Source organism: Paenibacillus uliginis N3/975 (assembly GCF_900177425.1).
In the GTDB taxonomy this organism is placed as follows: Bacteria; Bacillota; Bacilli; order Paenibacillales; family Paenibacillaceae; genus Paenibacillus_AQ; species Paenibacillus_AQ uliginis.
Window position 1 is genome coordinate 448,158 of sequence record NZ_LT840184.1, and the last position, 22,642, is coordinate 470,799.

13 protein-coding genes are annotated in these 22,642 nt (G+C 46.6%); 10 read left to right on the plus strand and 3 right to left on the minus strand.

Going from position 1 to position 22,642, the window contains the following annotated elements:
* Positions 1 to 50: 50 nt before the first annotated feature.
* Positions 51 to 2,936, plus strand: coding sequence for an excinuclease ABC subunit UvrA (gene uvrA / locus B9N86_RS01980; protein WP_208917538.1), 2,886 nt, complete (start codon positions 51 to 53; stop codon positions 2,934 to 2,936).
* Positions 2,937 to 3,245: 309 nt separating this feature from the next.
* Here uvrA and B9N86_RS01985 read toward each other — a convergent pair whose 3' ends face one another.
* The gene (locus B9N86_RS01985) at positions 3,246 to 4,874 is read right to left on the minus strand and encodes a nitrite/sulfite reductase (protein WP_208917539.1); all 1,629 of its coding nucleotides are present in this window, start codon (positions 4,872 to 4,874) and stop codon (positions 3,246 to 3,248) included.
* Positions 4,875 to 5,272: 398 nt separating this feature from the next.
* Here B9N86_RS01985 and B9N86_RS01990 point away from each other — a divergent pair, with 398 nt between their 5' ends.
* The 5 genes from B9N86_RS01990 to B9N86_RS02010 all read left to right on the plus strand — a co-directional run bounded on the left by B9N86_RS01990 (position 5,273) and on the right by B9N86_RS02010 (position 12,770).
* Positions 5,273 to 5,488, plus strand: a complete 216-nt coding sequence (locus B9N86_RS01990) for a DUF2759 family protein (RefSeq protein WP_208917540.1) — start codon at positions 5,273 to 5,275, stop codon at positions 5,486 to 5,488.
* A 285-nt stretch (positions 5,489 to 5,773) separates the two neighbouring features.
* A complete protein-coding gene (locus B9N86_RS01995; protein WP_244563115.1) occupies positions 5,774 to 6,805 on the plus strand; it encodes a S1C family serine protease in 1,032 nt (343 codons plus the stop codon).
* A complete protein-coding gene (locus tag B9N86_RS02000; RefSeq protein ID WP_208917541.1) occupies positions 6,805 to 8,739 on the plus strand; it encodes a copper amine oxidase N-terminal domain-containing protein in 1,935 nt (644 codons plus the stop codon). Before B9N86_RS01995 ends, B9N86_RS02000 begins: the two co-directional genes overlap by 1 nt.
* A gap of 160 nt (positions 8,740 to 8,899) precedes the next feature.
* On the plus strand, positions 8,900 to 9,985 hold the full coding sequence (locus B9N86_RS02005; RefSeq protein ID WP_208917542.1) for a DNA alkylation repair protein: 1,086 nt from the start codon (positions 8,900 to 8,902) through the stop codon (positions 9,983 to 9,985).
* 271 nt (positions 9,986 to 10,256) lie between these two features.
* Positions 10,257 to 12,770: a U32 family peptidase gene (locus B9N86_RS02010; RefSeq protein WP_208917543.1), complete on the plus strand. Its 2,514-nt coding sequence runs from the start codon at positions 10,257 to 10,259 to the stop codon at positions 12,768 to 12,770.
* Between the two features lie 94 nt (positions 12,771 to 12,864).
* Here B9N86_RS02010 and B9N86_RS02015 read toward each other — a convergent pair whose 3' ends face one another.
* Complete coding sequence (locus B9N86_RS02015) at positions 12,865 to 13,635, minus strand: MerR family transcriptional regulator (RefSeq protein ID WP_208917544.1); 771 nt, start codon at positions 13,633 to 13,635, stop codon at positions 12,865 to 12,867.
* A gap of 88 nt (positions 13,636 to 13,723) precedes the next feature.
* On the opposite strand from B9N86_RS02015, the gene B9N86_RS02020 reads away from it, so the two are divergent.
* Together B9N86_RS02020 and galU are read left to right on the plus strand one after the other, a co-directional pair.
* Complete coding sequence (locus tag B9N86_RS02020) at positions 13,724 to 14,428, plus strand: CPBP family intramembrane glutamic endopeptidase (protein ID WP_208917545.1); 705 nt, start codon at positions 13,724 to 13,726, stop codon at positions 14,426 to 14,428.
* A 95-nt stretch (positions 14,429 to 14,523) separates the two neighbouring features.
* On the plus strand, positions 14,524 to 15,414 hold the full coding sequence (gene galU, locus B9N86_RS02025) for a UTP--glucose-1-phosphate uridylyltransferase GalU (protein ID WP_208917546.1): 891 nt from the start codon (positions 14,524 to 14,526) through the stop codon (positions 15,412 to 15,414).
* A 65-nt stretch (positions 15,415 to 15,479) separates the two neighbouring features.
* Here galU and B9N86_RS02030 read toward each other — a convergent pair whose 3' ends face one another.
* Positions 15,480 to 17,939, minus strand: a complete 2,460-nt coding sequence (locus tag B9N86_RS02030; RefSeq protein WP_208917547.1) for an O-antigen ligase family protein — start codon at positions 17,937 to 17,939, stop codon at positions 15,480 to 15,482.
* Between the two features lie 718 nt (positions 17,940 to 18,657).
* On the opposite strand from B9N86_RS02030, the gene B9N86_RS02035 reads away from it, so the two are divergent.
* Together B9N86_RS02035 and B9N86_RS02040 are read left to right on the plus strand one after the other, a co-directional pair.
* The gene (locus B9N86_RS02035) at positions 18,658 to 21,693 is read left to right on the plus strand and encodes a glycosyltransferase (protein ID WP_208917548.1); all 3,036 of its coding nucleotides are present in this window, start codon (positions 18,658 to 18,660) and stop codon (positions 21,691 to 21,693) included.
* Positions 21,690 to 22,634: an NAD-dependent epimerase/dehydratase family protein gene (locus B9N86_RS02040; protein ID WP_208917549.1), complete on the plus strand. Its 945-nt coding sequence runs from the start codon at positions 21,690 to 21,692 to the stop codon at positions 22,632 to 22,634. Before B9N86_RS02035 ends, B9N86_RS02040 begins: the two co-directional genes overlap by 4 nt.
* Positions 22,635 to 22,642 lie beyond the last annotated feature (8 nt).

Sequence of the window (22,642 nt, forward strand, 5' to 3'; positions counted from 1 at the left end):
TACTTAAAATAATAGGTTGGCTGTGTGAAGCAGTGAGGAGATGATATCTTTTGGCAAGTGACAATATCGTGATAAAGGGCGCGCGTGCCCACAACCTGAAAAATATCGACGTAACGATCCCGAGAGACCGGTTCGTAGTGCTTACCGGACTGAGCGGCTCCGGCAAATCATCACTTGCGTTTGATACGATCTATGCGGAAGGACAGCGTCGTTATGTGGAATCCCTGTCGGCGTATGCCCGTCAGTTTTTGGGCCAGATGGAGAAGCCGGACGTCGATTCCATCGACGGACTGTCTCCGGCCATATCGATTGATCAGAAGACGACAAGCCGTAACCCCCGTTCTACGGTAGGAACTGTTACGGAGATTTATGATTATCTGCGGTTGTTATTTGCCCGCATAGGCCACCCTCACTGTCCGGAGCACGGCATTGAGATTACATCCCAGACGGTAGAACAAATGGTAGACCGTATCATTCAGTATCCGGAGAAGACGCGGCTGCAGATTCTCGCACCGGTTATTTCCGGGCGGAAAGGCGAGCACAAGAACCTGTTCGCGGATATTGCGAAGCAGGGCTTTGTTCGCGTACGCGTGGATGGTGAGCTGCGAGACCTATCAGAAAATATCGAGCTGGAAAAGAACAAGAAGCATACGATTGAAGTTGTAGTTGACCGGATTGTGGTAAAGCCGGATATTGAAGCCCGACTGGCTGATTCGATCGAGACGGCACTTAATCTATCGGGAGGACAGCTTCTGGTGGATATCATGGGTCAGGAGGAGCTGCGCTTCAGCTCCAACTTTGCCTGCCCGGTCTGCGGATTCAGTATGGACGAGCTGTCCCCACGGATGTTCTCTTTTAACACGCCGTTCGGGGCTTGCCCTGATTGTGACGGTCTGGGTGTCGAGATGATTGTGGACCCTGATCTGCTTGTACCGGATACAAGCAAAAGCATTGAAGACGGTGCTTTTCAAGCATGGGCGGGCGGTACATCAACCTACTATCCGCAGTTCCTTAGATCCGTGTGCGAACATTACAAGATTCCGCAGGATGTGCCGGTAAGCGAGCTGAACCCGGATCAGATGGATAAACTGCTGTACGGAACAGGCAGCCAGAAAGTGCATTTTAAATACGAGAATGATTTTGGGCAACGGAAGGAAGCAATGGTAACTTTTGAGGGGATTATCCCGAATCTGGAACGCCGTTACCGTGATACGAACTCCGACGGCATTCGCGAGCACATTGAAGGATATATGAGCACAAAGCCTTGTGATGTGTGTAAGGGACACCGTCTTAAGAAAGAAACCCTTGCTGTAACGATTAACGACCAGAACATGGCGTATGCCACGAGTCTCTCTATCGGGGAAGCCACACGTTTCTTTGAAAATTTGGAGCTAACCCCGAAAGAGAGTCAGATCGCGAACCTGATTCTGAAGGAGATCAACAGCCGACTCGGATTCCTGGTCAATGTCGGCCTGGATTATTTGACGCTGAGCCGTTCGGCCGGCACGCTGTCGGGTGGAGAAGCTCAGCGTATCCGGCTTGCAACCCAGATCGGTTCGAGTCTGATGGGTGTGCTTTACATTTTGGACGAGCCGAGTATCGGACTGCACCAGCGGGATAATGACCGTTTGATCTCAACGCTGGAGCATATGCGTGACCTCGGTAACACGCTGATCGTCGTAGAACATGATGAGGATACGATGATGGCGGCAGACTACATCATTGACATTGGTCCGGGTGCGGGAATCCATGGCGGTCAAGTTATCGCGCAGGGTACTCCGAAAGAAATTATGGAAGACGAGAACTCGCTGACAGGACAGTACCTGAGCGGACGCAAGTTCATTCCGGTTAACAGCAAGCGCCGCAAGACGGATGACCGCTGGTTAGAAATTCGGGGTGCCAAGGAGAACAACCTTAAGAATATCAATGTAAAAATTCCAATCGGTGTCTTTACCGCCGTTACCGGTGTATCTGGTTCTGGTAAATCGACACTCGTGAATGAAATTCTGTACAAGACGCTGGCGCGCGACTTGAACAAGGCACGGGTTCGTCCGGGTCAGTACCGTGAAATGCGCGGTCTGGAGCATATTGAGAAGGTTATTGACATTGACCAGTCGCCGATTGGCCGGACTCCGCGCTCCAACCCGGCGACCTATACCGGGGTGTTTGATGATATCCGTGATATTTTCTCCCAGACGAATGAAGCGAAGGTTCGTGGCTATAAGAAAGGTCGCTTCAGCTTTAACGTGAAGGGCGGCCGCTGTGAGGCGTGTCGTGGTGACGGAATCATCAAGATTGAGATGCACTTCCTGCCGGATATTTACGTGCCATGTGAGGTATGTAAGGGCAAGCGGTACAACCGTGAAACACTGGAAGTGAAGTACAAAGGGAAGAATATTTCCGATGTACTTGAGATGACAGTTGAGGATGCAACAGAATTCTTCGTGAACATTCCGAAGATTCACCGGAAGATGCAGACCCTCATGGATGTAGGTCTCGGATATATCAAGCTGGGTCAGCCTGCGACCACATTGTCCGGCGGGGAAGCCCAGCGGGTGAAGCTCGCTTCCGAGTTGTACCGCCGCAGCACCGGCAAGACGATGTATATTCTAGATGAGCCGACAACCGGTCTGCACGTTGATGATATCGACCGTCTGCTTGTCGTGTTGCACCGATTGGTGGACTCCGGCGAATCGGTCCTCGTGATCGAGCATAATCTCGATGTCATCAAGACAGCAGACTACCTGATCGATCTTGGACCGGAGGGCGGCAGTGGCGGTGGTACAATTATTGCCACCGGTACACCGGAGCAGATTGTGAAGGTGTCGGAATCCTACACTGGTAAATATCTTAAGCCGGTTCTGGAACGGGATACGCAACGGACGGAAGCTTGGAATCAAGAAAATGCGGTTAAAGAGGAGTCTGCGGCAAAGTAAGTGTAAGAATCAGTGTGCCTCCTCCATGACTGCAAGTCTAACGGCTCTGCATGAGGTGCAGGTCAATGGCGAGACTGGATGTAACCAGGCGAGAATCAACCGAAGTAACTTCTGGGGAGCTTTGCCCGCTTAAAAAACGATGTGTGACGGGTAATCATTCAGCGAGGGAAAAGCTTTACAGGAAACAAAAAGAACCGAAGCCTTGGTAACAAGGGCTTCGGTTCTTTTTTTGAAGATGAGAAAGTTAAACATTGAAGTAAAGCGCATCCTTATCTCGCAAGAAAAACTACCGCAAAGTGCGGACTGTGACTAGGAAGCGACCACTTCAGAAGCCAGAATTTCTGTCAGCTTCTCCTGGAATGCTGGTACACCGACACGCTGTACATATTCGAAGAAGCTTTCTTCCGGTGACAGGCGGTTATTTTTGTAGAACAACAGGAGCTGTGCGAGCACGGGCCCCACGTTATCCCCTTCGACCCGGCCTTTAAGCGCTTTGTTCAGCTGCGCTCCCGGTCCAAGCGATCCGCCAACTGCAATATCGAATGCGTCCACCATACCAGCTGGCGTTCTGATCAAGGCGCCTTGTAGACCGATATCCGCGATATGCTTTTGACCGCAGGAGTTCGGGCATCCGATAAAGTGAATACGAATCTTCTCATCGAGTTCAACGTGCTCGTCAAGATACTCCGCAACGACTTTCGCACGCTGTTTCGTTTCCACTACAGCAAGGTTGCAAAATTCGTTACCGGTGCAGGAAACCGTACGGCTCATAAAATGTTTCGGAGTTGGGGTAAGACGCTGAAAGATAGGAGCCTTGAGCAGCTCTTTAACCTGATGATTCGGTACACCGCTCAGGATGATGTTTTGCGACATAGTAGTACGGATTTTTCCATCCCCATAGTTGTCAGACAGATCCGCAAGCTGCACTAACTCACTGGCATTCAGGCGTCCTACCGGAACGTTTAATCCGACATAGTTAAACCCTTCCTGGCGCTGAGGGTGAACACCGTCGAAATACGCTGCTTGCCAGCCAATGGTTTTGTCTTCTCCCCGTGAAGGCAGTTCGCCGACCAGTTCCACAAGCCTCTCCTTGAACTTATCCGGGCCCCAATCGGCAACAAGGAATTTGAGACGGGCATGGTGCCGCTTCTCGCGATATCCATTATCACGGAAGATCGTGGTGACTCCGACGGCAACCTTCAGCGCATCTTCAGGACGGATAAAAATATCGAGCGACTGAGCCAGATGAGGTTTGGCAGAGAGGCCGCCGCCTACCATCGCGTGGAAGCCGATAATTTCCTCACCATCTATAACTTTTACCGCTGGAGTTAATGCTAAGTCGTTAATTTCAGCATTGGCGTTGTTGTAGCGGTTCGAAGAAATCGAAATTTTATATTTACGCGGCAGATTGGAGAAATCACGGTTCATCAGAAAAAAGCTGTTGATCTCCTCCACAAGCTCAGTTGTATCCATCAGCTCATGCGGATCAATACCTGCCAAGGGATTGCCAACAATCGTTCGCGGGCAGTCTCCACACGCTTCATAGGAGTATAGACCGACATCTTCAAGTCTTTGGAAAATATCAGGCAAGCTTTCAACGGTGAGCCAGTGAAACTGGATCGCCTGGCGTGTCGTCACATCAACCAGATCACGGCCATATAGTCTGGCGATATCGGCTAAAGCACGAGCCTGGGCCGTTGTCATGATTCCTGTATTGATCCGGACACGCATCATGAAATGTCCGTCCTTCGGCTTTTGCTGGTAAACACCGGCCCATTTGAACCGGTCCATATCATCGGCGGGGATGGAGTCAAAGCCTTCTACTGAATACTTTTCAATAATGGTACGGATTACGTCCAATCCGTCCTTCTCTAGCTTTACAAATTCAAATTTGTTCAGCTTGTCGGGGTTAGCCGTCCATATCGGTTCATAAGCCATGGGTATAACGCCTCCTGCATCATGATTTGAGTGTTATGTCATGCTGTAAATTTATTAATTCCGATTTGAATAGTGTGATATTGAAGTTGATATTATCACACATCATCGTGTCCGTAAATGAAAAAATGGATTTCTTTATCAAATTTTCAAATGGATTGTTTTATGGAATATGGAGTCGGCAGGCAAGCGGAAGAGACAATCTGATGAGATGATTTTAGGTTAAGTTCTTTTAGTCAAGGAAGGAATTCATAAAAAGCGTTGCATTAATGATTAAATATGAGAAAAAGTTGTGACTTTTTTACTTTTTTTGAGAGGAAGGGCTTGCATAAGGACGTGGGCGCGGATAACATAGAAGAAGATATGTAAAATGCGTGAGAAACCACGAGGAGGTTCGTTCTATGTTCCTTGCAGCAGCTGCGGAAACCGGTTCCAATTTTAAAACATTTGATATTTTCATGATTTTGTTTACGATCTTGATCTTGATCGGTGTAGTCCGCTTGTTAACTGCCCGTCAGAAGAATAAATTCGCAATCGCTTTCGGTGTTGTCAGTCTGCTCGTTTTTCTCTACTCGGACTATGCGATGATCATGAATTGGTTCAGCTCCAGTCAGTGAATGAACAAGATACATAAGAGGACGTCCCGCTGTTTCACAGTGAGGGCGTCTTTTTTTCGTCTATGTGTGTCTATTAGGATAGGATTTTGCACAATTGAAGGAAAAAATTAGGTGGAAATTAGGTCTTACAGCAATTGTACAGGCCATGCCCCTGTGATACATTGAGGAGTACACGTAGCCATGCAGGCTAACATGTGGAGAGGAACGGGTGAAGAGATGAAGATTTCTGGGAGTAAAAAGGTCGTAGGCACGCTATTGAGTATAACACTGTTGCTCAGCGTGGGGATGTCACCCTTTTCCGTGACAACGGCAGAGGCATTGTCCGTTAGCGAAAATACAAGCAGTACCAACTATACATACGAACAGGATCCGGTCCCGAAGGTGATAAAAAAAATGTCGCCCTCTGTTGTCGGAATCATCGGTAAAACACCCGGAGGAAACACTCAAAGTGGAGAAGACCGCTATAATCTTACTCATGGTACAGGGGTTATCTTCAAATCGGATGGTTGGATTATTACGAACGCGCATGTTGTCGATGGGTATACGGGTATTACGGTCGTTACGGCTGACAATAAAACATACAAAGCAAAAAAAGTATTTAGCGATACGATTAGTGATATAGCGTTGGTCAAAATCAACGCTAAATCGCTAACACCTGCCAAGTTTGCTAAGAGCAGCCGTTCGGCTCAGGTAGGTGAGAAGGTTATCGCCATTGGTACGCCGGTCTATTTCACGCTCCGCAATTCCGCGACGGTAGGTGTGGTCAGTGGCCTCGACCGGAGTGTGGACAGTTCATACCGGCTAATTCAGACGGATACGGCGATTAACCCCGGGAATAGCGGCGGACCGCTCGTTAACCTGAAGGGTGAGGTCATCGGCATTAATAGTATGAAGTTTTCTGGCTTAGAGGTCGAGAATATGGGTTTCTCCATTCCGACGGAAACTGTCCAATATGTGACCAGTCATCTGCTGAAGTACGGTGAAGTGAAACGGGCAGGATTGGGACTCGCACTGGAGGAAAGTTGGTCTGCGATCGTGGGCCTTCCGAGTGATGATCCGCTGACTGTCACAAAGGTGCTGTCGGCTCAAGCCAAGAAAGCTGGAATTAAGGAAGATGATGTGCTCTACTCAATCAATGGTAAACGGGTGTATTCGGTAGTGGACATCAATGAAATGCTGAAGGATTTTATGCCTGAGGCAAAGGTAAACGTGTTAATGCAAAGCGATGGGGATATCGTAAACCGCACGCTCACACTCAGTAGTGAAAATAAAACAGACGCTATTGCGGCTATAGCGGCAACAGGGGAGGAGCAGTAATGATGAAAGCAGAGAACACGGTTGTTCACAACAAAGTATGGCGTACATCCGCCGCACTACTGGCTGCCTTCGTACTCAGCGCCTCCTTATCGCTGCCGGTGTGGGGAGACTCGATAGAGAAACGGGTGCTCACCCTGCAGAAGGGAAGCAGTGCCGCTGTCGTTAACGGCGAGTCTTATACGATTGCCAAACCGTATATTAAGCAAGGCACGGTTATGGTTCCTGTCGGTGTGTTCAAAAAAGCATTCGGTAGCAAAATTAAGTTGGAAAGCAGCAGCCGCGTTCGGGTTCTCCAGGGACCACATGCTGTAGTGATGTCCATTGGCAGCACTACAGCATGGGTGGATGGGAAGAAGATCAAGCTAACGGTGGAACCTCAGATGGTGTCAGGTACACTGATGGTCCCTCTTCGTCCGGTAGCAGAAGGTATCGGAGCCAAGGTATATGCTGACAAAAACGGCAAGCTGAGCATCAGCTTGGACGTGACGGATAAAGATGAGTCAACACAGAACAATACGGGCATCGACGCTACGGCTGGCAAGACACGGATTGGCAACAGCTATTACGAATGGAGCATGAATTACCCTTCCGGCATGGTTATCGGAAGTGGCGCGGATAATGAGAGCGTTGCGGTGTTCTCCGATGCGACCGGACGTTATTATCTGGAGGTTCATGCCACGCCGCAGCAGGTGAAGCTGGATACCGAGGATCTTTTGCAGAGGCTGGTGAAGGACGCCCGCAGTTCAGGCGATATTGTTCTGGACCGGGAGATCGTGACGCGGGCAGTAGTGCCTTATGCACGCATTATTTCACGTGATTCGGAAGGCGTATTGTGGGAAGGCCGGGGATATTACGCGAATAACAAGGTGTACGGAATCTATTTCGCCGATGGGGATGCTTCACACTATAAGGATTTGGATAAATACGCCGGACTGCTTAATTCCTTCAAGCCATCCTTTAATGCAGGGGATAAGAGTCTAAAGGATCTTTCTTCGATTGAAAATGGACTCCGCAGTGTCGTGAATCCGGACTACGGTATTGTGGCGGGTGTTCCGGCAAGCTGGGCGGTCAACAATCAGGAGATGTTTTATGGAGATGAGGAGAAGGGCTATCTGTCCATAAGGGTGTCTACTGCACCTAAGGGAACGGAGGGTACGCTTAACGGCTGGGTTGATCAGATGAAGAGCTGGCTTTCGGAAGCGTTTGTCCCGAAGTCATACGAAGTGGTTGGATTAACCCCAGTGAATATTAACGATGTAAAAGGTCAGATTCAGGAGGTCCGCTACAATTTTGGCGACGGATGGACGACGGAGTACGAGGTCATGCTGCAAGAGAATGGCTACCGCTATTATTTAGAATATACCGTACCTGAGGGACAAGAAGAGACCGCCAAAGCATGGAAAGATGTGCTGAATTCGATATATATTGATTATGATGTTGTTCCAGCCGACTTTGGCCGGATCGATGATGAAGACTTTTTGATGGATAAATCTAAAGTGACAGTCAAGAGCTCGAACACTTATCGTTACAACGTGGCTATTCCGCGCTATTGGACAGCGATCAGTGACCGCTTTGATACATCAAAGGTAGAATACGGGTTCGTCGGAGGCAGCTTCGAGATAACGGCTGATAAAGAGACAGAGGCGGAATACGTAATCAGCGGGCTGAAGCAGTATTACAAGGAAGCAACTTCAGGCAGCAATAGTGAAGTTAAACTTCTCGGAACAGACAACATTACGTTTGCCGGAGTTCCGGCCGTATCGTTCAAGGCGCATCAGGTGAGGGATGAAATTGCGTATACGTCCAATCAGATCGTTTTTGAAAGCGGCGGTATAACGTACACCATATCGACGGTGCTCAATGATGCGAATGCTACGGAAGCCCAGAAACAAGCCATCGAGAAGGCACTGGCTTCGTTTGAATTGGTGAAGTAAGGGGTAGGCTATAATTAAGATGATAAATTATTAAGAGAATGAGTTTTCTTGGATAGTACCATTGATAAAGAGCCAAACAGTTCACCACTGCTTGGCTCTTCTTATCGTTAATTCTAGTGTGTATTGGGATATACTATTTTTCAGAGGAAGAGGGGACGAGATGAGAGAGTCTTTGAAAGATTTGTTTTCAACGTCTTTTGTGGAGTCGTTTGCTATTAAGGTAAAGAAGAAATATCCGGCTTTTAATACGGAGCAATTCAAGTCGCTAATTCACGATGAGGCTTGGGAGGCTGAGGAGTTCAAGCAGCGCATAAGGCATATTACACATGCTCTAACGGGGACGCTTCCGCTTTCTTATGTCGAAGCTTTAGAGGTTCTTTATGAGGTAGCTCCAGAATGCAGAGGAATTGAGCATTTGTTTATCCCTGATTTTGTCGAAGTGAATGGTATGGAAGATTTTGAACGATCTATGCAGGCGCTTCAGTTCTTTACTCAGTTCTCTACCTCGGAGTTTGCCGTTCGGCCGTTCATTATTCGGGAACAGGATAAGATGATTGCTCAGATGACAGAGTGGGCGCAGAGCGATAATGAGCATGTTCGCAGGCTTGCCAGTGAAGGATGCAGACCGCGTCTTCCTTGGGGGCAGCAGTTGCCTGAGCTAATCCGTGATCCGGGCCCTGTTTTGCCGATTCTGACACTGCTGAAGGAAGATAAGTCGCTGTATGTCCGGAAAAGTGTGGCTAACCATCTGAATGACATTTCGAAGGATCATCCGGAGTTGGTGTTAGACCTGGCAGGAAAATGGTACGGAGGTCATCCGCTAACGGATTGGATTGTAAGACATGCTTTGCGCACGCTGCTGAGACGGGGTGATGTGCGGGCCTTGGCGATTTTTGGATATGAAGAGCTTGAGGAGACCATGGAGGTTGCATCCCTGCAGGTGAAGCGTCCGGTCATTGCCGTGGGTGAGGATTTGGAGTTTTCTTTTATGTTAATCAACGGGAGTGATCAGGTGAGCTCGCTTCGAATTGACTATGAGATCGGGTACATGAAGGCGAATGGGAAGCAGGCGCCAAAGCGCTATAAATGCTCGGATAAGATGTACGCTCCAGGCGGCCATAAGGTAACGAAAAAGCAATCCTTTAAAGTAATCTCAACTCGGCGCTTCTATCCGGGAGAGCACAGTCTGGATATTTTGGTGAACGGAAAGAGGATGGCATCCGTTTCGTTTGTGCTGGAGGAGTAGCTGGTTGGGACGCTGACCTGGTGCAGCGTATGCTTTCGAAGTAAGCTTTTCTATGAAAGTACAGGGCTAAATTTCTCGTCCCTGCCATTTCATAGAAAAGCTTTTAGTATCCCCCCACATTTGGTACACTAGACAAGTTAAAGAACCATAGGTCTCTAGGGCGGTATGATTCGCGAAAGAGAGCTACTGTTGACGTTGGATATGTAATTTTTCTGAAAGTAATGAAGTATTTACAGTAACCGGCAGGACTTGCTGGTTTGGGAGGATATAGATGGATACAAAAGGTTTGCGAAGAGAAGACGTGGAGCTGCTGGCACCCGCAGGAGATTGGGACTGCATGCGCGCTGCCGTGGCAAACGGTGCGGACGCGATCTTTTTCGGTGTAGAGAAGTTTAACGCGCGGGCACGTGCCAACAACTTCCGGATGGATGAGCTGCCGGAGATTATGGGATTTTTGCACAGTTATGGTGTGAAGGGATTTTTGACGTTTAACATTTTGGTGTTCGAGAATGAGATGGAGGATGCCAAGGAACTGATTGACGCTTGTGTTGATGCAGGTGTGGACGCGGTGATTGTACAGGATATTGGTTTGGTGAAGATGATCCGCGAGATTTCTCCGGATTTTCCGATCCACGGCTCGACGCAGATGACGATTACATCCCCGGAAGCGGTGGAGTTTACGAAGCCTTTTGATATGGAGCGGGTCGTACTGGGCCGCGAGAATAATCTGAAGCAGATTCAAAAAATCGGTGAGCAGGCAAAGCTACCGATGGAAGTGTTCGTGCACGGGGCGTTATGTGTATCCTATTCTGGTCAGTGCTTGACCTCCGAGATGTGGGGTGGCCGTTCGGCGAACCGCGGAGAATGCGCGCAAGCATGCCGTTTGCCGTATGATCTCATGGTGGATGGCGTACAAAAGCCAATGGGCGATGTGGCATACTTGCTGTCTCCAAAAGATTTGGCGGCTATCGATCTTATGCCAGAGCTGATTGAAGCGGGCGTCATGTCCTTTAAAATCGAAGGACGTCTGAAAACTCCAGAATACGTAGCGAACGTGGTTAGCAAATATCGGAAGGTCATCGATCAGTATTTTGACGGAGATAATTCGAAGCCAAGCAAGGAAGACGTACGGGAGCTGCAGCAGAGCTTTTCGCGTGGCTTTACACACGGCTTCCTGGACGGAACGAATAATAAAAAGCTGGTGGACGGCACGTTCCCGAAAAGCCGGGGTGTATATCTGGGCCGGATAGAGCAGATTCTTCGCGACGGTGTGGTATGTAAGCTGGAAGCACCGCTGAAGCGCGGCGACGGTATTGTGTTTGACGCTGGTGATCCGACGAAGAAGGAAGAAGGCGGACGTGTATACGATGTCCGTCGTAAAGGCGTAAAGCTTGAGAACGAAGCCCAGGAAGACTGGATCGTTGACATCGTGCCGGGCCGCAGTGATGTGGATCTGCGCAAGCTGCATGTCGGCGACCGGATTTGGAAGACCAACGATCCGGCGCTCGACAAGCGTCTGCGCCAGACGTTTGAGACAGACAAGCCGTACCGGGTGTTCCCGGTACATGTGCGTGTCAGCGGCCGTCCTGGACAGCCGCTGTCGACCTGGTGGACCGATGTGCAGAAAGGCGCGACGGTCCAGGTGGATTCGGAGCTGGAACTGGAGATCGCCCAGAAGCGGCCGATGAACCGTGAGCTCCTTGAGGAGCAGTTCGGCCGCCTGGGCGGAACAGTGTTCCAGCTGGAGCAGCTTGACGTCGAGTTGTATGGAGACGTCATTGTCCCTATGCGCGAGCTGAACAACATCCGCCGCCGTGCGGTGGAGCAGCTTGCAGGCGAGCGTCCGAAGCCGCCCGTGTATGTGAAACGGGCGGTGTCGGTTTATGGCGATGCGGCGAAGCCAGCAGCGCCAGTAATGCGCGGTGAAGCGCAGCTTACCGCGCTGTGCCGCAGCCTACCGCAGGTTGAGGCTGCAATCGAAGCCGGCGTGGAGATGATATACGCCGATTTCGAGTTTATCAAGCAGTTCCCGGCAGCAGTAGAAGCTGTACATGCCGCTGGCAAACAGATTGCACTGGCTACGCCTCGTATTCATATGCCGGGAGAGAACGGCTACCACAACAATATATTGCGCCTGCAACCGGACGCCGTGTTGGTGCGCAACACCGGTGCGTTGTATTTCTACCTGCGCCACCGGATGGAGAATCCGGACAAGAAGCATCCGCGTCTCATCGGTGACTTCTCGCTGAACATCGCCAATCATAAAGCGGTCGATCTGTTCCTTGAAGCTGGTTGTGACGCTGTCACACCTTCGTATGACTTGAACATCCAGCAGATGGTTGATTTGCTCGGCAAGGCGGATACGTCCAATATAGAGATTGTTATCCATCAGCATTTGCCGATGTTCCATACGGAGCATTGCGTGTACTGCACGTTCCTAAGCGAAGGAACAGACTTTACGAACTGCGGCCGTCCTTGTGAGGAGCAGCGTGTATCACTTCAAGACCGGATCGGCATGTCTCACCCTGTACGGGTGGACGAAGGCTGCCGTAACACAGTATACAACGCTATCGAGCAGTCCGGTGCAGAATATCTGGCGAACTTCATGGAGCTCGGTGTATCAAGCTACCGTGTGGAATTCCTGGAGGAGACTCCAGAGCAGGTGCACGAAGTCATCGACCTCTACAACCGCGCTCTTCGCGGCGAGATCAGCGGCACACAGGTATGGAAGAAGCTGAAGGCGACCAACCAGCTCGGAGTAACGCGTGGGCAGTTGGTGAAGTAGGGTAGAAGCAGGCTAAACTCTACAAATATTTAAGAGCACGATTGAGGGATAAAGCCTCAATCGTGCTCTTATTATTATTTTACATATGAAATCATTATTGTTGCTTTTCCATGATCAACGCTGCTTCCGCTCGCTTATCTTGTTCCATAGCATAGGAAATACACCGCTCCACAAAATCCAGAACTTCCTCAGATACTGGGTACAGCCCGGACTTTTCTACAGGCTGTTTCCGTACCTCCCAGAACTTGTTCATCAGTTCCTCGTCACCTCCGAAGGTCTCGTTCGAAACCTCGATCAAACCTGAAGCGATTTGGTACCCTTCTTCTGACTCTGGCGCAATAGACTGCTCTACACACCATTTGATTCGCCGTAATAATGAAATGTATTGCTGGGTTGTCCGGTCGCTGTTACCGAGGTTGGGAAGAGCTTGTTTCAAAAACAGACGTTCATCATCTTCAAAGTAATCCATCCATTTTTTAGAGCTGGTTTTAGCGGTTCGTACGAGACTGGACACTCTCTCCCACGATATTGAACCTTCAAGATCCATCATATTGATTAAGGAAGTTGTGTTCGAAATACTGCTCTGAAGTAGGGTCAACTGTTCTTGGAGATGATTGTGATGTGCGATTAAAATATCCCGAAATGACAGCTTTTCCAGCACATTTTGGATTTCCTCGAGTGGCAGTGAGAGCGATTTGAGCAGTGTGATTTTTTCAAGGGTAAAAAGGTCTTGTTCAGAGTAGTGACGCCGGCCGTTATCGTCTTTAAAGCTGGGGGTGAGAAGACCGATCTGATCATAATAACGTAGTGTGCGGACAGAAACATTACTCTGCTTCGATACTTGCCCGGTGGTCCATCGATTCATGCTGTACCTCCTAATAAAAAGCTTGCAGGTGACGTTGCGTCACCTTATATAGTGAAATTATATCACAGGAGATAAAGGGGTATGAGCAATGAATAGCAGCGTGACGAGATGGAAGGAACAAGACAACTGGACATGGAAAGAGTTTGTAGCTTTGCTACTGCTCGAGTTTGTATTCGTAATCGGATTTATCAAATTTGTAGTAAAGCCTGCTTATACACAGTGGCTTGGAAACGAGCTATATTCGGGAACGTTGACGGGACTTACGATAGCAGTTGTTTTGATATCAGGTGTGTATTTTGTTGCACTTCGTCCCAAACGGTTGTCATGGAGTGAAGTGGGCATAAGATCATTTCCGGCGAAGGATTGGGGGCATATTCTCTTATGGACGCTTCTATTAATCGTTGGTAGTGTACTGGTCATGGTGCTTACTAGTTTTATCGGGAACACATATGAGAACAGTAAAACAGAGGCTATGCAGCAAAACGTAACCATATTCACTGTGTTTATCGCTTTTGTATCAGCAGCAATTATTTCACCGATTTATGAGGAAATATTTTATCGCGGCTTTTTATACCGCTGGCTGCGTACTCGCTTAGGAATGCGCTGGGCGATTCTGCTGAGCTCGCTGATCTTTACGGTTGTCCACATTCCAACATATAATGCGATGCCGGCAAACTTTTTGGGTGGTGTTGTCTTTGCATGGGCGTATGAGCGGAGTAATTCGATATGGCCGGCGGTTATCATTCATGGGTTGGTGAATGGGATTGCTGTGGTATTGACGGTACTTGGGTAGGTATATCTATGTAAAAGGTTCAGATGACTGATATAATAGTCTGAAAGACAGATGTTAGACAGATTATTCCATCCTATTCTGAAAGGAGCCCAGACATGAAAATACGTAAAGCCATTATCCCGGCGGCGGGGCTCGGCACACGGTTTCTTCCCGCAACTAAAGCCATGCCTAAAGAGATGCTTCCGATTGTGGATAAACCGACGATCCAATATATCATTGAAGAAGCAGTAGCATCTGGAATTGAAGATATTATTATTGTTACAGGCAAGGGTAAAAGAGCAATTGAAGATCATTTTGACTCTTCATTTGAACTGGAGCATAATCTGGCGGGAAAAGGGAAGTGGGGTTTGCTTGAGGAAGTGCGTCGTCCTTCTGAATTGGCAGATATCCATTACATCCGGCAAAAGGAACCGAAGGGTCTCGGTCATGCGATCTGGTGCGCCCGTAAGTTCATTGGAGACGAGCCTTTTGCGGTTTTGCTCGGAGATGATATTGTAGAGGCCAACGTACCGTGTCTAAAGCAGATGATAAACGTCTATGATACCTATCATTCTGCTGTGGTAGGTGTACAGCCGGTATCTTGGGATGAAGTGGATCGCTATGGAATTGTGGATGGGCGCGAAAAAGCTGACAGAATTTATGAGACATCCAGACTGGTAGAGAAACCTAGCAGAGACGAAGCGCCTTCTAATCTGGCTATCATGGGACGTTATATTTTACCGCCTGATATATTTGCTTTATTAGAAGGACAAAAGGCTGGGAAGAACGGAGAAATACAGCTTACGGATGCGCTCTCTACATTAGCTCAGTTAGAACCAATTCTAGCTTATCAATTCGAAGGAATTCGACACGATGTTGGTGAAAAGATAGGGTTTATAAAAACTAGTTTGCATTATGCGTTGCAGAAGGAAGAGTTACGTGAAGAACTTTTGGAATATATGGAAAAGGTGATGAATAAGGAGAACATACAAAGTTGTAGCTTGTAAATATAATAAAACAGCGGGGTAGCTCTTGGTAGGATGATTTCTACCAGAACTGCCCCGCTGTTTTTCTAAATTTGTAGCTCAGCTAACTGCTGAATTTGTTGTTTGGAATTCGGATTGACCTTCATCAGGTTGTCCATTAAAGCTTCATCGCTCTGTCCCTGCTTTTGAAGGGACGCAAGGTACCACTGAGCAATATCCTGATTGGCCGTCTGAGACAGATCTTCTTGAAGGCCGATCTTCAGGGTAGCTGCTGCCTTATCAGGCTGGTTGGTCATAAAGTACATTTTGCCTGAATTCAAGATCATTTCAGGAGTGTTTTCAAACGCACGGCCTTGGAGTTGTCCTTCCGGCAGTGTAGTGAGATGTTGAATACCAACCTGCACTTTCTCGAAAGCTTCGGTTCCACTCTTGAAGTACTTATCTTTTGCAGCCGTATCACCTGTTCCTAGTGCCTGATAGCCCAGGTCAAGTGCTTGGTTAATAATCCGCTCATACCATTCAATATCCCATTTAAATTTGTAGGCGTTAGCCGTAAGCAGATCGAATGCTTTATCTTTCTCATTCTTCAGTTCATGGCCTTGGATGAGACGATTGATCATGAACTTGTTGTACGGCTCGTCCTTCAGAGCTTTGTTCAGAAGATCAACCGACAAATTGTAGAAGCCCTCATCTTGTGTTTGTTTATAAGCTGAGTGATACAGAGACGACAGAATAAGCACGGAGTCCGGATGGCTTGGGCGTATACTAAGATCCTTGTCGAGAGGTGCCTTAATCTCTTCAAAAGATTCGCTTGTCTGGGCTAATTTTCGTGCTTCCCATGCCGAGCTGCTGGCCTCAATATATCGAATAGACGTAATCAGGATCACGATTGCACCGATCCCTACGGCAGCACTGTATATTCCTCTGGCTGTCGTATCTTTCACCTTCCATTTTGTCAGCGGCTTGCTGTCCATTACGGCAGCCATACCACCGAGTCCAAGGAATACTAGAATCCCCATAAATACATAACTTAAGTTAAAGTCCAAAATACTGTGCATCAATATGGATAACACAATAATCACATACAAGAAGTGAGAATTACGGCCTTCTTCATCGGCTTTCATGTATCCACGAATATATTTATAGAAAATATATAAGATAAACGACATGAAAATAAGGAATCCGACAATCCCGACTTCAATCAAATACTGCAAGAAGAAGTTGTGAGCCTGACGGCTGGTGTACGGGTTATTTTGATACTGTTCATAAAGCGAGGCCCAAGCTCCTCCGCCTGCTCCGAATATCGGATAATCGGCAACAACCTTCATCGCATCTTTATAAAATGTAAAACGTTCCAGAACACTGTGCTGGTTAAAGTTGATGTTATCCAGGCGGATAGCGATGTTTTGCGGCAGGATATTTTTCACACTCGTGCCGATGAATAAGAAAATCAGCAGTCCGCCAATAACAACGGAACCTACCGGAATCCATAGACTGGAACCTTTTTTTGCAGACCGTTTGTCTAGCACCTTATCTAGCATTGGAGCAACAAACCTCTGAATGACCCATCCGAGCAATCCGACTACTACGGATACCCCGAGCAGGATCCCCCAACCTTTGAGGGCACCACTGCTGCTAAACTTTTCATTCAGCTGCAGTCCCAGTTCAGTAACTGGCTTAGAGATGAGAAGCGATGCCACACCTGCAATGGCACAGTATAAAATCCACAGGATTTGCTTCGCTGGTTTCAGGAACACGAGCAGCAAAACGAATACCACTGGAAGCATTACAAGTCCGCCCCGAGACAATGTCAGCAGCAAGGATACAATGATTGGTACCAACATGAAGCTGTGGAATGCCTGGCTGTACCACTTACGTGAAGTAGTAATGAAGAATATAGCTGCGAACAAAAATGCCATCAGAAATGCAGCATATGTATTGGCGTACTGAAAAACGGAAGTTAAACGCAGACCGTTGGAGTCAACCATCACGGCGTTTGTGTAGATACCGTTAAGAACCGTATTGGAGAACCATTTTGCAATTGCACCTGCGGTCTTTCCTTGTCCAAACCAATGCAGCAGCCCGAAACCTACGATAAGATAAGCTACCGTCATGATTGTGGTCTGGATCACCCGGTTGCCCATTTTATCCCGGAGTAGATATAACCCGATGACGAATATAATGGCATAAATGCACTGAATGATGACCATGTTCATTGCGAGATAGTGAGAAGCAGCGCTGATTAACGAAATAGCATAAGTTAAAGGAAGTAGAAGTACACCCACCATCAGCAAATCCCGCTGATCCTCTAAGCGAATACTTTTATAGTACTGGGCGATCCATAGAAATAGCAGAATACAAGCGGCAGCAGCAGCCCAGAAGATAGGCTTCTCAAACTCTAGCATCTGGCCATTAAACAACGCGGTTTGAAACGGTGTCCAGGCTAGAAAGGCTATCAGACCAATTAATAATGCCCAAATAAATCCTGACGATTTTTCGACGTCTCTCGACCTTTTGGCATGTTTACCGTATACTGGATTAGACAAAGTTTACAAGTCTCCTTATGCTAAGATATGACAATATTTTAGCATAAGCTGAGAGAAGGAACTATAGACAACATTCTGTAAAGCAATAATAAGGACTAACTATCGACATGAAATGCCACTGTTTTTCTTTGTTGCAGGTGCTAGTAATGGAATGAGTACGAAAAGGTGTCCTTGCTTTCTCTAATGCAGGGTCTAAAAGAAAACTCTTCCCTTACTGGGTGTATGCCTTCTTGTGGCAACCATTTCTCATTCAACAGTCACCTTCTTAGGGAAGAATGATGAAATAACTCAGGAGGCCTATTCTAATCTGCCTTTTTTAAGAATCACCTCTGGTTTCCATTGGTATATCTAACGATTTACATTTTTTTACTTATTAAAATCAAGTGAAGATGGATTGGCAAATCAGTTACTGGCCCCACAATTTGGTATTTAATAGTTTCTGGACCCTTTTAGGCTTGAACTATAAGCAATTAGTTGATAACCATTGATTTTTACTTATAGGATACTAATTACTCTAGGTGCATGAATAATCGTATACATACTTATTTATTTCAATGGATATATTTGTTCGGGCAACCATTTGTATATTTATATATTTCGTATTGGCAACCATTATTTATATACCATTAGGCAAATGCTTGGAAGCGATGCAGTGGACTTAAAAGAAATTGCTACCTTAGAAGGGTATCTTCGAAGATTCTTAGCGGAGGGTTCATTCATGAATAAGATTAACCAATTTTATAATTTTATAATAGATGTTTTTAAAATTCTTTTCAATGGAGACAAGAGAAAGGTGATCTTTCGGAAAGCATACGCGATATTCAAGGAATTCGGTTTGATAGGTTTTGTAAGAGCGATAAAAAATAAGGTAAATAAACGACAACTATTAGATGGTATTGTTATTAAAGAAGAGGGAGAGATGGAGGGACTGCCCTATAGTGGACCCGTGTTCATTGCGGGGGACAACACTGGCCGTAAGCTCTTCCGGCAGCAACAGGAGGAGTACTCAGAAGCGATCATTGGACAAATGACTGAGGAGTTGGAAAAGAAGGTTTGCTTCAGCATCGTACTTATTCTGGGACGTACAGAGATAAGCATGTTGAAGAGGACTTTAAAATCCATTCAATCGCAAATCTATGGTCAATGGGAACTCTGGACAGTTGATATGGGATCTAAGGATAGGCGGGGGGTGAACCTCTTAAGTGGAGAAGCAGAAAAAGACTCTCGAATCCATTTGCTGGAGCTTAATGGGCAGAAAATGGAGAAAGCGGAGGCTTACAACCTTGCACTGAGTAAAGCATCGGGTGCTTATGTGATTTTTATGCATCCGGGTGATCAATTAACACCCGACGCTCTTTTTTGGGCAGCAAAAAGTTTGGACGACGGAGAGGACGTCGACCTTCTCTTCTCGGATGAATGCCATGTCGATGAGAGGGGTAACTGTTTTAATTTCTTTTTTAAACCAACTTGGTCTCCACTGTTGATGGTTAGATCCCCATATCCTGGGAACCTTTCTGTGTTTAGGAAGGCAGCTTTGCAGGAATGCGGAGAATTTGACAAAGGATTTGATAGTTGCGCGCTTTATGAAATGATATTGCGGCTCTCTAATTGCGGAGGAGAAATTCGGCACATTGAGCGGATCTTATATTTAACATACGCAATGGAAAAGACAGAAATAGTGCGCCGACGGGAGAAATCTAGTCGGATAAAGGCATTATCCCAACACATGTGGCGTATGAATTACCCAGCTTCCGTCTATGAGCGAGACGGACATAATTTTATATCCAAACGGCGGAGTGAAACTCCTCTTGTCAGTGTGATTATTGCTACAGACCATGCGATTGACATAATGAGTAGTCTGCCACAGTTGTTGCGGGATACTGCGTATCCCAATTATGAAATTGTTATTGTAGCAAATTCTGAATTATCAGAAGAAATCGGAGAGGCAATGCCAGGCTTAGGAGAACGGCTGATTCTTTTACCGTATGATGGACCTCTTAATAATTCGAAAAAATACAATCTTGGTGCAGCAACTGCCAAGGGAGAGTATCTTGTTTTTCTAAGTGACAATATGTATATAGCGCAGCGAGATTGGTTGAATCACCTTTTGGATATTTTGGATTTTCCAGGGGTTGGAGCAGTATCCCCTGCTGTGATTGACTCGGAAGGTAGAGCGGTTTATATGGGGGGGCGGATTGGTCAGCATGGCGGTAAGTTGTATGAAAGTACATTTCTGGGCCAATCATTTTACAGTAATGACGACCGAGCGCTGACTCTTCATATAAGCAGAGAAGCTAGCGTGTTAAGCAAATATTGTTTTTCGGTGCGAAAAGAAGTCTTTTTTCAGGTTGGCGGTTTAAATGATAAAGATACTTGGAACCGATACTTCGAGCTGGATTTTAGTTTCCGAATCCAAGATGAAAATCTCCGTTGCGCTTTTGTTTCGACAAGTGTTCTTTATCATAATGTAAGACCTGACGTGGAAAATAATAGTCCGCGAGATAGAGCATATTTGTATATCATAAAGCAGTGGCATGCTTATCTGGAAAGGGACATTTTGTTTACAGATAGCATGTTACAGTATAGTACAGACTGTGATAACCTGCCTAACCGTCTCCTCCTTCCCAAAAGCCTGCTTAAGGGTGAAAAGGGGAACATTCTGCTTATAAGCCATGAGTTGTCCCGGACTGGCTCACCGCAGGTTGTATTTGAGGCGGCTAAAGTATTGAAGGATCAGGGGTATTTTCCAGTTGTAGCATCTCCGGAAGATGGCCCCCTGTCGAGAGACATTTTGGCGGAGAAGATTCCGGTTATTATTGATCAGGATCTGTCGAAATACAGGGCTTATCGCCCGAATGAGGTGCCCAAGTCCATATCACTGGGTATTGATGACTTGTTGAGAAACTTTGATCTTGTGATTGTGGCCTCCATTGTTAGTCATAATTTTATCAACTGCTATAATGGATCGGATATTCCTTTTCTATGGTGGATCCATGATGGTGGGACGGGATATAGCTTTCTCGAAAACTATCTACCTAAGCATTTGAAGAGCAATGTTTCCGTCTATTGTGGTGGTAGATATGCACAGGAAATGTTGGAGAAAAGTCGGCCGAAATATTATTCAGAAGTACTTTTATATGGAGTTAAGGACTGGGCTGACATGAAAAAAATAATCGTCCAGCGGGAAAAAATACGGTTTCTATTTCCTGCAACTTTTGAGATAAGAAAAAATCAGTTGTTATTATTGGAAGCAATAGGCATGTTGCCGGAGGCTATTACGGAAAAGGCGGATTTCTTGCTGATAGGCAAAGTTGGTGATGAACTCTACTATCGAAGTGTAGAAAATAAGGCCAATGAACTTGCCAATGTCAGGTTATCCGGGCCAGTTCCATATGACAAGTTGATGGATATTTACTGTGAGACTGCCTGTGTGGTTGTTCCATCTATTGACGATCCCATGCCAGTTGTCCTGGCGGAGGCAATGATGATGTCCAAGATTGTGTTGTGCTCTGACATGACGGGAACGGCACGTTACATTGAGGATGGTGTAAACGGATTTTTATTTAGTAGTAAGAATGCTTCTGAGCTGAAAGAAAAGCTGGAGTACGTTATTGGTAACTTTGATACGATGAATGATGTACGCAAGGCAGGTAGGAAGACATACGAACAGTATTTCTCTCAAGAAATATTCACCGAAAATTTGGTTAGCGTAGTGGAGAAGAATATAATTCGCTTTACGGAGGATAATAAATGAAAAAGTATGTAGTCTTGGGTGGTAGTGGTTTTATTGGGAGGAATTTGGTCAGTAAGCTAAGCAAGGATAATCATGTGCTGGTAGCTGATAGATTTTGCAGACCGGAATTTGAGACAATGAAGAATATTTCATATATGAAATTTAACTTTACAGAAGAAGAGAGCTTTGCCCCGCTTTTAGATGATGCCGATACAATTATTCACTTAGTCAGCACACTGTTTGCCAAGGACGGTACGGAAAACCTAGGAGCTGAGGTATCGGCTAATGTTCTCTCTACGATTCGTCTTCTAGAAGACATGGTCGGTAGGAATGCAAGTCTTCTTTTCGTATCTTCGGGGGGGACGGTGTATGGGGAGGGGGGAGAATCACCAGCTTTGGAGGATGATGCAAAACACGCTTTCTGCGGATATGCTCTCACCAAAACCATGATCGAAAACACCTTGGAGTTATACAAAAATCAGCATGGACTCCGCTATCAGACCGTGCGTTTGAGTAATCCTTATGGCTTTATGAGCACTAGTGGCCGTATGCAGGGACTGATTCCAATCATGGTGAATCGAATTTTGCATGAAGAGCCGATTACCATATGGGGAGACGGAGAAAACATTCGGGATTATATCTTCATTGATGATGTTGTTGACGCAATTACGGCAGTCCTGAATTATGAAGGTCAGGAAAATATATTCAATGTGGGTACGGGGGTTGGTTACTCCAATAATGAGATTCTAAACTTGGTGATCGAAAAGCTAAGTCTGGAAAAGCCCCCATTTGTTCAATATTCTACAAGTCGTAAGTGTGATGTTAGAAAAAATGTTCTCAATATTGAAAAAATCACGAAATGTACGGGGTGGAAACCGAAAACTGGGATTGAGGAAGGGATTGAGTTGGTGATACGTGAGTATAAAACTAAAATTCAGTCCTCAATCCCAGTTGTAGAATAGGTGTACTA